Annotated in this window: 9 protein-coding genes; 8 read left to right on the forward strand and 1 reads right to left on the reverse strand. The window is 70.9% G+C overall.

The annotated features are described in order from the left end of the window. Positions 1–12 precede the first annotated feature (12 nt). The gene (locus tag J3P30_RS13385) at positions 13–819 is read right to left on the reverse strand and encodes a nuclease-related domain-containing protein (RefSeq protein ID WP_210481502.1); all 807 of its coding nucleotides are present in this window, start codon (positions 817–819) and stop codon (positions 13–15) included. A gap of 202 nt (positions 820–1,021) precedes the next feature. On the opposite strand from J3P30_RS13385, the gene J3P30_RS13390 reads away from it, so the two are divergent. From J3P30_RS13390 to J3P30_RS13425, 8 genes are all read left to right on the forward strand, one after another. Continuing rightward, complete coding sequence (locus J3P30_RS13390; protein WP_210481503.1) at positions 1,022–3,505, forward strand: RNA helicase; 2,484 nt, start codon at positions 1,022–1,024, stop codon at positions 3,503–3,505. An 80-nt stretch (positions 3,506–3,585) separates the two neighbouring features. Continuing rightward, on the forward strand, positions 3,586–4,287 hold the full coding sequence (locus tag J3P30_RS13395) for a Pr6Pr family membrane protein (protein WP_210481504.1): 702 nt from the start codon (positions 3,586–3,588) through the stop codon (positions 4,285–4,287). A gap of 264 nt (positions 4,288–4,551) precedes the next feature. Further along, a complete protein-coding gene (locus J3P30_RS13400; protein WP_210481505.1) occupies positions 4,552–5,637 on the forward strand; it encodes a substrate-binding domain-containing protein in 1,086 nt (361 codons plus the stop codon). Between the two features lie 91 nt (positions 5,638–5,728). After that, positions 5,729–7,279, forward strand: a complete 1,551-nt coding sequence (locus tag J3P30_RS13405; RefSeq protein ID WP_210481506.1) for a sugar ABC transporter ATP-binding protein — start codon at positions 5,729–5,731, stop codon at positions 7,277–7,279. Continuing rightward, the gene (locus tag J3P30_RS13410; protein WP_210481507.1) at positions 7,276–8,262 is read left to right on the forward strand and encodes an ABC transporter permease; all 987 of its coding nucleotides are present in this window, start codon (positions 7,276–7,278) and stop codon (positions 8,260–8,262) included. Before J3P30_RS13405 ends, J3P30_RS13410 begins: the two co-directional genes overlap by 4 nt. Continuing rightward, complete coding sequence (locus tag J3P30_RS13415) at positions 8,259–9,248, forward strand: ABC transporter permease (RefSeq protein WP_210481508.1); 990 nt, start codon at positions 8,259–8,261, stop codon at positions 9,246–9,248. The genes J3P30_RS13410 and J3P30_RS13415 overlap by 4 nt, the downstream gene beginning before the upstream one ends. A gap of 14 nt (positions 9,249–9,262) precedes the next feature. Next, a complete protein-coding gene (locus J3P30_RS13420) occupies positions 9,263–10,522 on the forward strand; it encodes a Gfo/Idh/MocA family protein (RefSeq protein ID WP_210481509.1) in 1,260 nt (419 codons plus the stop codon). Positions 10,523–10,749: 227 nt separating this feature from the next. Next, on the forward strand, positions 10,750–12,048 hold the full coding sequence (locus J3P30_RS13425) for a dicarboxylate/amino acid:cation symporter (RefSeq protein WP_210481510.1): 1,299 nt from the start codon (positions 10,750–10,752) through the stop codon (positions 12,046–12,048). Positions 12,049–12,107: the final 59 nt, after the last annotated feature.

Consider the following 12,107-nt stretch of genomic DNA (forward strand, 5'->3'; position numbering starts at 1 on the left):
CGGCTAGGACTCCTAGCCGCCGAGCGCGGCCGTGATCCCGGTCAAAGCGAGGTTGCCGAGCAGCATCCCGACGCCGGCCGTGCCGACCGCGAGACCGGCGGCCCAGGCGCCGCGGACGAGGCGGGCGCGGTCGACCTCGCCGTCCAGCTCGGCGAAGCGCACGCGGGCGTCCGGCACCGGATCGGCGGACTCCGCCCAGACGCCCTCCTTCGACAGACGTCGGGCGAGCTCGTCGACGACGTCCTGCTCGAGGACCCTCGGCAGGGATCGCAGCCACCGGACGAGGCGCTCGGCCCGGACGACGGGGACCTTCGGCTCCTCGCGGACCGTGAGCGATGCGACGCCGACGAGGACGATCACCGGGGTGACGTCGATCCCGAAGGCGCCCGTTCCCGCCATCGTGCCGATGAGGCGGACGCCTTCGCGCTGCGCCTTCTCGATGTACGCGTGCCGGATGCCGTTGACGAGCAGGGCGTTCCCGGCCGTCCACACCCGCTTGCCGGCGTGGTGCTTCGTGTTGAGGACGAAGACGCCGGCGGGCCCGATGAGGACGTGGTCGAGATCCGCGGCGTGACCGATCGGCAGCGAGTGGAGCACGCGCCAGCCCTCCGGGAGACGCTCCAGGAGTTCGCCGACGAGCAGCTCGCCCTTCGCGCCCCGGTACCAGGCGAGGTCCTTCTCGCCGATGGGCGAGCGTCCGAGCATCCGCTCCAGACGAGTCCGGGGCTGCTGCCGCTCCTGCCGGCGGACGACCTCCTCGATGAGGAGCTGGGCGGGCAGGCCGTGCCGGGTGGCGCTGGTGGAAGTCGCGGTCATCATGGGATCGCCCACGCTACTGCCGCCCGGATCAGGGGAAACAGTTCCCAGTTGGGGTGCCCCTCGAATCGGGTACGCGGGCATCGCGCCGGTTCCGCAGACGCCGGTCCTCCCCGTCGAGATGCCACCTGGTGCTGCCAAACCGCCCGGATGAGCGCACCAGGTGGCACTTCGAGCGGCCCTTGGTAGGGGAGACTCGATCCCGATGCCCCTCCTCGACCGGATGCCCGCGACCGATGATCCGGACACCGCCTACAGCGCCTTCGTCGACTGGGCGGGGGAGCAGGGGTTCTCCCTCTACCCGGCGCAGGACGAGGCGATCATGGAGATCGTCACCGGGTCCAACGTGATCCTCGCCACGCCGACCGGCACCGGGAAGTCGCTCGTCGCCGTGGCCGCGCACGCCACCGCCGTCGCCCAGGGCAGGCGCACCTTCTACACCGCGCCGATCAAGGCGCTGGTCAGCGAGAAGTTCTTCGCGCTCGTCGACATCTTCGGCGCGGAGAACGTCGGGATGGTCACCGGCGACAGCTCCGTGAACGCCGACGCCCCGATCATCTGCTGCACCGCCGAGATCCTCGCGAACCTCGCGCTCCGCCGCGGCCCGGACGCAGCCGTCGACCAGGTCGTGATGGACGAGTTCCACTTCTACTCCGACCCCGACCGCGGCTGGGCCTGGCAGGTGCCTCTCCTGACCCTGCCCCGCGCGCAGTTCGTGCTCATGTCGGCGACCCTCGGGGACGTCAGGGCCATCGCCGACGACCTCTCCCGCCGCACCGGCCGACCCACAGCGCAGGTGACCGGCGTCGAGCGTCCGGTCCCGCTGCACTACTACTACGCGATGACCCCGGTGCAGGAGACGGTCGAGGAGCTGCTGCACGGCGCGCAGGCGCCGGTCTACATCGTCCACTTCTCGCAGGCCGCGGCGATGGAGCGGGCGCAGGCGCTGACGAGCATCAGGGTGATCGACCGCGAGGCGCGGGACCGGATCGCCGAGGAGATCGGCGGCTTCCGCTTCACCACCGGCTTCGGCCGCACCTTGAGCCGCCTCGTCCGCGGCGGCATCGGCGTCCACCACGCCGGGATGCTGCCGAAGTACCGGCGGCTCGTCGAGCAGCTCGCCCAGCGCGGACTGCTGCGCATCATCTGCGGCACCGACACCCTCGGCGTCGGCATCAACGTCCCCATCCGAACCGTCCTGCTCACCGCGCTCACGAAGTACGACGGGACGCGGATGCGCCACCTCACCGCGCGGGAGTTCCACCAGATCGCGGGACGCGCCGGACGGGCCGGCTACGACACCGCTGGGACCGTGCAGGTGCAGGCGCCCGAGCACGAGATCGAGAACGCGAAGGCGATCGAGAAGGCCGGCGACGACCCGAAGAAGCGGCGCAAGATCATCCGCAAGAAGGCACCGGAGGGCTTCGTGTCCTGGGGCGAGCCGAGCTTCCGCAAGCTCGTCGAGGCCGAGCCGGAGGCCCTCACCAGCAGCATGCAGCTGAGCGCGGCCATGCTCATCAACGTCATCGGGCGCGGCGGCGACGTCCTCGGCAACGTCCGCGCGCTCGTGTTCGACAACCACGAGCCGCCGCACCGCCAGTACACGCTCGCCCGCCGGGCCCTCGGCATCTACCGGACGCTGAAGACCGCGGGCGTCGTCGAGGTCGCCGACGGCCAGGTCCGCCTCCTGGTGGACCTGCCGCCGAACTTCGCACTCAACCAGCCGCTGTCGCCGTTCGCGCTCGCCGCGTTCGAGCTCCTGGACCCCGAGTCGCCGACGCATGCCCTGGACGTGATCAGCGTCATCGAGGCGACCCTCGACGACCCGCGGCCCGTCCTCTCCCAGCAGGAGTTCCGGGCCCGCGGTGAGGCGGTCGCGGCGATGAAGGCCGAGGGGATCGAGTACGAGGAGCGGATGGAGCTGCTCGAGGACGTCACCCACCCGCGGCCGCTCGCCGAGCTGCTCGAGCAGGCGTTCGAGACGTTCGCGCAGAGCCAGCCGTGGGTGCGGGACTTCGAGCTCAAGCCGAAGTCGGTCGTGCGCGACATGTTCGAGCGCGCCATGACCTTCGGCGAGTTCGTCTCCTTCTACCAGCTCGGCCGCAGCGAGGGCCTCGTCCTCCGCTACCTCAGCGACGCCTACCGGGCGCTCAAGCAGACGGTGCCGGATGCCGCCACGGGGGAGGAGCTGCGCGACATCCTCGAGTGGCTTGGCGAGCTCGTCCGCCAGGTCGACTCGAGCCTCGTCGACGAGTGGGAGCAGCTCGTGAACCCGGCCGCCGACCCGGACGCCCCGGTGGTGCCGCCGCCTCCGCCGAGCGTGCTCACGAACCGGCGCGCGTTCCTGGTGCTCGTCCGGAACGAGCTGTTCCGCCGCGTCCAGCTCGCCGCCCTCGATCGGGCGGACTCGCTCGGCGAGCTGGATGCCGATTCCGGCATGGACGAGCAGAAGTGGGCGGATGCGCTCGACGCGTATTACGCCGAGCACGACTCGATCGGCACCGGCCCCGATGCGCGCGGGCCGCGAATGCTCCTCGTCGAGGAGGGACCCTCCGTGTGGAAGGTCCGGCAGATCCTCGACGACCCCGCCGGCGACCGCGACTGGGGGATCGACGCAGAGGTGGACCTCGCCGCGTCGGAGGAGCAGGGCGTCGCCGTCGTGCGGGTGCTGGGGCTCAACCGGCTCTAGGCACAGGATCGGCGGACGCGGTCCGGGTTTCCAGACCGTTGGTCCCGCGGCCGCGGGCGAGGAGGACGGACAATACCCGCATGACCGCGTCCGGCACGTCGACCGACCTCCTCGCGCGGGACGCTCGTCCGGTCCTCGACCACGACAACGCCGCCGTGCGCGTCCTCCGCGTCGTTCTCGGCCTGCTCGGCTTCGGCACCGTGATCGCGAACATGTTCATCATCGCCGCGGAGCCCGAGGGCCTCGACGCGGTGAACTACCTCAGCTACTTCACCAACCAGAGCAGCCTCTACGCGGGCGCGGTCCTCGCCGTCTCCGGACTCCTTCCGCGGAGCCGGCTGCCGCGCTGGTGGGACGGCTGGCGCGGCGCCGCGGCGGTGTACGCGGCCGTCACCCTCGCCGTGTTCGCCCTGCTCCTCGAGGGCACGCCGGCGGCGGGGGAGACGACGCCGTGGGTGGACCTCGTGCTGCACAAGCTGATGCCGGTCGTCCTGATCCTCGACTGGCTCCTGATCCCGTCCGCGACGCGTGCGCGGTGGTGGAGGCCCCTCGCGTGGATGGCGTATCCGGTCGCCTACCTCGCGTACGCGCTCGTCCGAGGCGCCGCGGTCGGCTGGTACCCGTACCCCTTCCTCGATCCTCGGGAGGTGGGCGGATACGCAGGACTCGTCGGCAGCGCCGGGGCGGTCGTCGTCGGGTTCCTCGCGGCGGCTCTCGTGTTCGACCAGCTGGGCCGGCTGCGGCGGCGACTCCGTCAGCGGCGCGGCGACGGGAGAGCGTAGGAGCGCGTCCGATCCCGGATGCGAGACGGGATTCGGAGCGCGCTGCGACACGGCGCGCGGTGTTGCAGCGGCATGACGGTGCGACACGCCCTCTTCGAGGCGACACGCCGACGGCGCCCAGCCGCGACACCGCGCTGTCCGATCAGCGTCGTCCCTGATCAGCGATTGGGTAACGATCCCACATCAGCGCTGGGGCGGTGTCACAGGCGGTCCATAGGATGACGCCAAGGTCTCGACGACGAGATCACGATTCGAGGAGGAATCATGCGCTTCCGCACTGGTGCGGCTCTCGCCGCGATCAGCGTCGCCCTGCTCGCCGGATGCTCCAGCACGGCGCCCACCGGAGGCGGCGGTGGCGGCGGGGAAACCGAAGGCGCCGGGGGCGGGAGCGAGGGCCCGTTCACGATCGGCGTCAGCAACGGCTTCGTGGGCAGCGAGTACCGGACGCAGATGATCGAGGACATCCAGACCGTCTTCGACGAGTACAAGGAGAACGGGACGCTCGACGAGCTCGTCCTCGAGAACGCCGACACCGACGTCAACGGGCAGATCCAGCAGGTGCGCAACCTCATCAACCGCGGCGTCGACGCGATCATCATCAACCCGAACTCGGGCACGGCCCTCGACGCCGTGTTCCAGGAGGCGCTTGGCCAGGGCATCCGCATCTACGCGATCGACCAGGCGGTGGAGACCGAGGAGGTCGTCAACGTCGGCATCGATCAGCCGCTCTGGGCCGAGACGAGCGCGCAGTGGCTCGCCGAGCAGGTCGGCGAGGGCGGCCGCATCGTGGTCGTGAACGGCATCGAGGGACACCCCGCGAACGAGGCCCGCTGGAACGCCGCGAAGGCGGTCTTCGACGAGGCCGGCGTCGAGGTGCTGGCGGTCGCGAACGGCGACTGGGACCAGGCGACCGGGCAGCAGGTGATGAGCGACCTGCTCGCCACCTACACGGACATCCAGGGCGTGTGGACGCAGGACGGCATGGCGCAGGGCGTCCTCCGGGCGGTCGAGGCTGCGAACCGCACGGGCGACATCATCGTCACCGGCGAGGCGCGCAACGGCTACATGCGGATGTGGTCCGAGCTGAAGGAGGGCGGCTTCGAGAGCATCGGCGTCGTGAACCCTCCGGGCACCGGAGCGACCGCGCTGCACTTCGCGGTGAGCCAGCTCGAGGGCCGGGAGCTCGACGAGTCGAAGACCGAGAACGGCGACATCGTGCTCGACCTCGAGGACCCGATCACGAACGACAACTTCGACGAGGTCTGGGCGGAGGTGCAGGACCGGCCCGACTCGTACGTGCTCGACTCCGTCCTCACACGGGACGAGGTCAACGCCTACTTCGTCGGCTGACCCCGGACGCCGCAGTTCCGCCGATCGCTCCCGTCCTCCCGATCTGTCGGGGGGATGGGAGCGGACGCCCGTCCCGAGAGAAGAGGCTGCAGTGTCGCTCCTCACCATGACCGGTGTCTCCAAGAGGTACGGAGGCGTCCGCGCGCTCGACGGCGCGAGCTTCGAGCTCGAGGCCGGTGAGGTCCACGGCCTGCTCGGGCCCAACGGTTCGGGCAAGTCGACGCTCAACAAGGTGCTCGCGGGGACGGTGAACCCGGATGCGGCGACCATCGTGCTGGACGGCCGACCGGTCGAGATCCGCGGCCCGCGAGACGCCGCCGCGCGGGGGATCGCAGCGGTGTACCAGCAGCTGTCCCTCGTCGACAGCATGACGGTCGGCCAGAATCTGGTCCTCGGGGTCGAGCCGAGCCGCGCGGGCTTCGTGTCGAACAGGGCGAGCGCCGCGGAGATCGACGCCGTGCTCGAGCGGATGCGCCGCGGTCTCGGCCCCGGCGTGACCGCCGGCACCGAGGTGTCCGGGCTCTCGCCGGGGCAGCAGCAGCTCGTCGAGATCGCGAAGGCCGTGCTCCGGAAGCCGCGCATCCTGATCCTCGACGAGGCGACGGCGAGTCTGCACCGGGACCAGGTGAACCTCGTCTTCGAGATCGTGCGCGAGCTCACCGCCGCCGGCACGTGCGTCGTGTTCACCTCGCACCGGCTCGAGGAGGTGAGGACGATCTGCGACCGCGCCACGATCCTGCGCACGGGGAGGACCGTCGCCACGGTGACGGTCGCCGAGACCACCGAGTCCGAGCTCGTGCGTGTCATGGTCGGCGACGTCGCCCAGCCGGAGCGGCGCACGGCCACGCCGTCCACCGACGAGGTCGTCCTTCGGGTCCGCAACCTGTCCGCGCCGGGGGTTCACGGGATAGACCTCGACGTGCACCGCGGAGAGATCCTCGGCCTGGGTGGCCTGCAGGGACAGGGGCAGTCGGAGCTGCTGCTCGCGCTGTTCGGCGCGACCGCGACCCCCTCCGGCGAGATCGACGTCAACGGGCGCCGCGTCACCAACTCGTCGGTCGTGCGCGCGACCGGCAACGGGTTCGCCCTCGTGCCCGGCGACCGGGGTTCCCAGGGCCTGTTCATGCAGCGGTCCATCCAGGAGAACCTGTCCATCGTCAGCCTCCGCCGCCGCCTGCTCGCCGCCCTCGGCATCTCGATGCGCAAGGAGCGGACCGTCGCCGAGGACGCCGTCCAGCGCCTGCGGATCAAGATCGGCGGCCTGGACGACCCGGTCACGACGCTCTCGGGCGGGAACGCGCAGAAGATCGTCATCGCGAAGTGGCTGCTCAACGAGCCGGCCGTGGTCCTCCTCGACGACCCGACGAAGGGCGTCGACATCTCCGCGAAGGCCGAGATCTACTCGATCATCCGCGAGCTCTCGAGCGCGGGCGTCGCCGTGATCCTCAACTCGAGCGACGACGTCGAGCTCGCCGAGCTCTGCGACCGGGTCGTCGTCCTGTACGAGGGCCGCGTCCGCACCCACCTCGTCGGCGACGAGATCACCTCCGAGAACCTGGTCAGCGCCGCGCTGCTCATCGGCGAGGGCGACCAGGGCACCGTCGAGGAGCAGCCGGCCGCCGCGGACGGAGGAGCCCGATGAGCACCGGACTCGACAACCGGGCCGCCGGGACCCGCGCCGTCGCCTGGATCCGCCGCGTGCAGATCGCCTCCGTCGTGACGTGGAGCCTGCTCGCGGCGGTCGTGATCGTCAACGCGCTCGTCCAGCCGACCTTCTTCACGCTGTACTCGATCACGAGCACGTTCGCGACGTTCGTCCCGCTCGTGTTCGCGGCCGTCGCACAGGCGATCGTCGTGATCGGCGGCGGGCTCGACCTCTCCATCGGCACGATCGTCGCGCTGTCGAGCGTCGTCGCGCTGAAGGTGATGAACGGCAGCGACGCCCTCATCGGGCTCGGCTTCCTCGCGGCCCTCGCGACCGGCGCGCTGTGCGGGCTGGTCAACGGGATCCTCGTCGCCGTGGTCCGCCTGCAGCCGCTCATCGTCACCTTCGCCACGGCGTCCGTGTTCGGCGGCGTGACCCTCGTCGTCCTGCCGAGCCCCGGCGGAGCGGTGCCGCCGGCGATGTCGCAGGGGTTCCGGCTCGCCTTCGCCGGAGTCCCCGTGCCCGTCTGGTGCGTCCTCGCCGCCGCGGCGATCTGGCTCGCGCTCTCCCGGACGCGCTTCCTCCGCCACGTCTACGCGGTCGGCGGCGACGCCCTCGCCGCCTTCGCGTCGCTGGTCCCGGTCGTCCGCATCCGGGCGCTCAGCTACGTCGTCGCCGGAGCCCTCGCGGGGCTCGCCGCGATGGGGGTGCTCGGGAACACCGGATCGGGCGACCCGTTCATCGGCGCGGACATCGCGCTGGACTCCATCGCGGCGGTCGTCCTCGGCGGCATCGCGCTGCGCGGCGGCCGCGGCGGCGCGATCGGGGCGATCGCGGGCGCGATCATCCTCGCTCTCGTCACCAACGTCCTGTTCTTCCTCAACGTTCCCACCACGTTCCGGGAGCTCGCGAGCGGCCTCGTCATCATCGCAGCGCTCGCGCTGTCGGTCCTGACGACGCGGAAGGCGGTCGTCCGGTGAGCGCCGTTCCCGCCACCACCGACCGGACCGCCGCGCGGCTGCGCCAGGCGGCCCGCAACCCGGTGGTCATCGCGTCGCTCATCGCGATCGCGCTCGTCGTCGTCGGGCAGCTCGTCTCGCCGGGCTTCGGCTCCTACAACCAGATCATCAGCATGCTGCGGATCGCGAGCTTCCTCGGGATCATCGCGATCGGGCAGACGATCGTCATCCTGTCCGGCGGCGACGGCATCGACCTCAGCGTGGGCAAGGTGGCGACGCTGGGCGCGATCATCGGCGCCCGCGTGATGGACGGCACCGACGCGAACCTCGCAGGCGGCATCCTCATCCCGCTCGTCGTCGGCGCGGCGATCGGTCTCGTGAACGGGCTCGGGATCGTCTACCTGCGCATCCCGCCGTTCGTGATGACGCTCGGGATGCTCGGCGTCGTGCAGGGCATCATCCTCGCCTACACCGGCGGCACGGCGGCCGGCCGGGCAGCGCCGTTCCTCACGGAGCTGGTCAACACCCGCTGGCTCCTCGGCGCCCCGGGCGTGCTGTTCCTGTGGGTCCTGCTCATCGTCGTCGTGACCCTCGTGCTGCGCCGCACCCGGCCGGGCTGGAACCTCTACGCCGTGGGCAGCAACCGGACCGCCGCGCGGCTGAGCGGCATCCGCGTCAATGCGACGGTCATCGGCGCCTACGTCGCATCCGGAGTCTGCGCGGTGCTCGCGGGGCTCGCGCTGCTCGGCTACACGGAGTCGGTGTTCCTCAACCTCGCCGACGACTACACCCTGCCCTCCATCGCGGCCGTCGTCATCGGCGGCACCCTGATCGCGGGCGGCGTCGGCGGGTACCTCGGCTCGGCGATCGGCGCGGTCGTGCTCTCGGTGCTGCAGAGCCTGCTCACGACGCTCAACATGCCCGAGTCGCACCGGACGATCGTGAACGGCGTCATCCTGCTCGCCCTGCTCGCCCTCTACGGACGGCAGCGGAAGCTGAGATCCTGACCCAAGGAGTCCCCATGCCCTCACGCACCACCCTCGGCGTCGGACTCGTCGGCGCCGGCTTCATCGGCCAGTTCCACGTCCGCTCCTGGCAGGGCGTCCGGGACGGCGACATCGTCGCCGTCGGGTCGCGGACGCTGGACGCGGCGCGGGACCTGGCCGCGGAGGCGCAGCGGACCGGTGTCGGCTCCGACGTCGCGGCGTACGACGACGTCGCGGAGCTCGTCCGCGACCCCCGCGTCGAGGCCGTCTGGGTGCTCACGCCGAACCACACCCGGCTCGACGTCATCCGCACGATCACCGACGAGGTGCGATCCGGGCGCGCGCAGCTGAGGGGGATCGCCATCGAGAAGCCCCTCGGGCGCACCGTCGCCGAGGCGCGCGAGATGCTCGACCTCGTCACCGGGGCGGGCCTGCTGCACGGCTACCTCGAGAACCAGGTGTTCTCGCCCGCGATCACCCGCGGCCACGAGCTGCTGTGGAGCCGCGGCGCCCCCAGCGCCGGCTCGCCGTACCTGGCGCGGGCCGCGGAGGAGCACTCCGGACCGCACCGCACGTGGTTCTGGAACGCCGCGACCGAGGGCGGCGGCGTCCTCAGCGACATGATGTGCCACTCGGTCGAAGCGGGCCGCTACCTCCTCACGCCGCCGGGCACCGATCCCGCCGCCTGGCTCACGCCGGTCTCGGTCACCGCGACGATCGCGTCGCTCAAGTGGGGACGCGAGCGCTACGCCCGCGAGCTCATGGAGGCGTATCCCGGGGTCGTCGACTACCGGCAGGAGCCGAGCGAGGACTACGCGCACGCCGTCTTCGAGTTCGTCAACGGCGACGGCGAGCCGGTCGTCGTGGAGGCGACGACCTCCTGGAGCTACGTCGGCGCGGGGCTGCGGCTGTCCTTCGAGCTGCTCGGCCCCGAGTACTCGATGAGCTCGAACACGCTCGACACCGAGTCGACGGTGTTCCTCTCCCGGCGCCTCGAGCAGGCGGAGGGCGAGGACATGGTGGAGAAGCAGAACGCCGAGCAGGGCCTCGTGCCGGTCGTCACCGACGAGTCGATGAGCTACGGGTACACCGCCGAGAACGCCGCCATGACGCGAGCCTTCCTCCGGGGCGAGCAGCCCGCGGAGTCGCTCGAGAACGGGGTGGAGGTGGTCCGCCTGCTCATGGCGGCGTACAAGTCGGCCGAGACGGGGCGCGCGGTCGACCTCGGCGAGCCCCTCGACGACTTCGTGCCCGCCGTGGCACGAGGGGAGTGGAACCCCCGCCGGCAGCGCTAGCGCCGCTCGGCAGAAGTCGAGCAGAGGTCGGCGCGCCCCCGTTCCCGAGGGAGCCGGGTGCCCGGCCTTCCGATATCTCGCCGCTGATCAGCCACTTCACACCGGGGAAACGAAGCCCGTGAGCCCTCGAAACATCCGTCCGCTGGAATCGACCCGTCGGTCGGGTCTGACGTCGCACGGGTGACGTCCCAGCACTCGACCGCACTCGACGAAGGCGGGGAAGTCGGATGAAGGCACTGAAGCACCCAGCGGCGCAGATCGGGATCGCGGCCGTGGCGGGGATCGTCTTCGGCCTGCTCGTGGGCGAGTGGTCGGCCAACCTCAAGTTCGTCGGCGACCTGTTCATCCGGCTCATCCAGATGGCGATCGTGCCCCTGGTCATGTCTTCCGTCATCGTGGCGACCGGGTCGATCGCCGGCAGGGGCACGGGGAAGCTCGCTCTCCGCACCTTCGGCTGGATGATCGGGTTCTCGATCCTCGCGGCCCTGCTCGCCTGGGGGCTCAGCGTCCTCTTCCAGCCCGGGCTCGGCATGGTGTTCGGCGGCGAGGTGGACCCGGCGCTCGAGGAGTCGGCCGGGCAGGCCACCGGGTGGCAGGACACCATCCTCGGCTTCGTCTCGACCAACATCTTCGGCGCGATGTCCACGGCGACGATGGTGCCGATCATCGTCTTCTCGCTGATCTTCGGGGCGGCCCTCAACAGCTACGCGAGCCGGACCGGCAACACCCTGGTCCTCAGCTTCTTCGACCAGCTCCAGCAGATCGTGCTCACGATGATCCGCCTCGTCATGCACGTGGCGCCGATCGGCGTGTTCGCGCTGCTCGCCGCCCTGACCGGGGACGTCGGCTTCGCGGTGGTCACGAGCGCCCTCTCGTACCTCGGGACGACGGCGCTCGGCGTCGTCATCCTCACCGCCGTGTTCGTGCTCGTCGTGACGCTGCGCACCGGGCTGAACCCCGCACGTCTGCCGGCCAAGCTCGCCGAGCAGACCGCGATCGCCGTCACCACGACGAGCTCGGCGGTGACCTTCCCGACGGTGCTCAAGAACACGGTCGAGAAGGTGGGCGTCAGCCAGCGAGTGGCCAACTTCACGCTGTCCGTCGGCCTGACGATGGGCTCCTACGGCGCTGTGCTCAACTACATGATCGTCGTCATGTTCCTCGCCCAGTCCGGCGGGGTGGAGCTGGACCCGGGGCAGATCGTCCTCGGCATGGGGCTCGCGATCCTGCTCAACATGGGCACCATCACGGTTCCGGGCGGCTTCCCCGTCGTCGCGATGTTCCTCGGCACCACGCTGGGTCTCCCGCTCGAGGCCGTCGGCCTGCTGATCGCGGTCGACTGGTTCACCGGCATCCTCCGCACCTTCCTCAATGTGAACGGCGACACGATGGTGGCGATGCTGGTCGCGAAGTCCTCGGACGAGATCGACCGGGACGTCTACAACGGCGCGAAGGCGGTGAGCGCCGAGGCCGTCGCTCCCGGCGAGCACGCGAAGCAGTTCGCGCTGGCCGACCAGGCGGACTGAGCACCGCCGCGCCGCCGCGCGGGCGCCGCCGGCGGATGCTTCGCCGGTGACGTCGCCGG

The organism is Naasia sp. SYSU D00948 (assembly GCF_017916515.1).
Taxonomy (GTDB): domain Bacteria; phylum Actinomycetota; class Actinomycetes; order Actinomycetales; family Microbacteriaceae; genus Naasia.